The sequence below is a fragment of the Acinetobacter sp. SK-43 genome (assembly GCF_015351505.1).
Taxonomy (GTDB): domain Bacteria; phylum Pseudomonadota; class Gammaproteobacteria; order Pseudomonadales; family Moraxellaceae; genus Acinetobacter; species Acinetobacter junii.
Genome location: NZ_JADKPY010000023.1, coordinates 1 through 1,809, shown reverse-complemented (window position 1 = coordinate 1,809; position 1,809 = coordinate 1). Strand labels below are relative to the sequence as shown.

The following is a 1,809-nucleotide window of genomic DNA, read 5'->3' as shown; positions in this document are numbered from 1 at the left end:
AACTTGCGTGAAGTATTTGCAGTGAAGTACTCAGCATAATTGAAGCCATGCATCATTCCATCAAGGACTTCTAACTTTTCTTGCAAAATTGTAGCTGCTTCATCTTGTATTAGCGCAGGGTCGCCTTTACCGCCTGCATCTGAATAAAATGACAAAGCCTCTTTGAGGTCTGATGCAATCCCTAAATAATCGACCACTAAACCGCCGAGTTTATCTTTATAGACTCGGTTGACTCGTGCAATCGCTTGCATGAGGTTATGACCTTTCATTGGCTTATCGATATACAATGTATGCATACTTGGAGCATCAAAGCCTGTTAGCCACATATCCCGAACAATAACGAGTTTGAGTTTGTCGTCATTATCTTTCATTCGATTGGCTAAGATTTGGCGTTGTTGCTTGGTGGTATGATGTTTGGCAATCACATCACCATCCGAAGCACTGGCGGTCATCACAACTTTGATGACACCATCATTTAAGTCATCACTATGCCACTCTGGTTTGATTGCTACAATTTCATTGTAAAGATCAACAGCAATTCGACGTGACATGCTCACGATCATGCCTTTACCTTGATTGGCATTGGCGACTAATCGTTGCTCAAAATGTTCAACGATGTCTTTTGCAATCGCTTTGATACGTTCTTTACTACCAATGAGCCCTTCGACTCTGGCCCATTTAGCACGTTCTTTTTGAGTTTGGTTTAGATCATCTTCAGTGAATTGATCATCAAATTGCTCAATCAGTTCTTTACCTTCATCGCTGATTGCAATTTTTGCTAAACGGCTTTCATAGAAGATTCGAACTGTTGCGCCATCTTCAACCGCCTGTGAAATATCGTAAATATCAACATAATTACCAAAAACGGCAGGGGTGTTGACATCCGTTTTCTCAATAGGCGTACCTGTAAAGCCTAGGTAAGTTGCGTTTGGTAATGCATCACGCATATATTTGGCAAAGCCGTATACGGTACGCTTACCCACGACCTTGCCATCATCATCCTTCACATCGACTTCTTTTGCATTGAAACCATACTGTGAGCGGTGCGCTTCATCAGCAATGACAACAATATTGGTTCGATTGGATAATTCTTCGTAAATACTGCTACCGTCTTCAGGTTGAAACTTTTGAATGGTGGTAAAAATCACACCGCCTGAACTAACCTTGAGCAATTCTTTCAGTTCATCTCGATTATTTGCTTGCTTAGGTGTTTGTCGAAGAAGTTGGCTTGCACCTGCAAAGGTACCAAATAATTGATCATCTAAATCATTCCGATCCGTAATGACCACAACGGTTGGATTGTCGAGTGCCAATACAATTTTCCCTGTATAGAAAACCATAGACAACGATTTGCCTGAGCCTTGCGTATGCCAAACCACACCTGCTTTTTTATCACCAAGGGCTTGTTGTTGTACCAGTTCTTGTTTGCTTCTACCTTGTTGATGAATAGCGACTTCGGCTGACTGAGATTCAGTATTTGCATTGGATGCACGGATTGTAGACAGGACTGCGGCATTGACTGCATAGTATTGATGATAAGCAGCCATTTTTTTGATGGTCTTAACGGTAATCAAACCATTGGCATCTTCTTGTTTGCTTGACTCAAACACAATGAAATGTCGAATCATATCAATCAAGGTGACAGGGTTAAGTAAGCCCTGAATCAGTACTTCGAGTTGTGCTTGTGTCTTTTTGGCTTTGGTTTGACCATTTGCTGTTTTCCAAGCCATATATCGACTAAAGTCAGCAGAAATTGTACCTGCTTTCGCTTCTAAGCCGTCAGAAATAATATTTAAAGCATTATATGTA

At 41.1% G+C, this 1,809-nt stretch carries 1 protein-coding gene; it reads right to left on the bottom strand.

From position 1 onward, the window contains the following. The coding region (locus IRT38_RS05980) for a type I restriction endonuclease subunit R (protein ID WP_194597198.1) at positions 1-1,809 on the bottom strand (1,809 nt) is incomplete at both ends.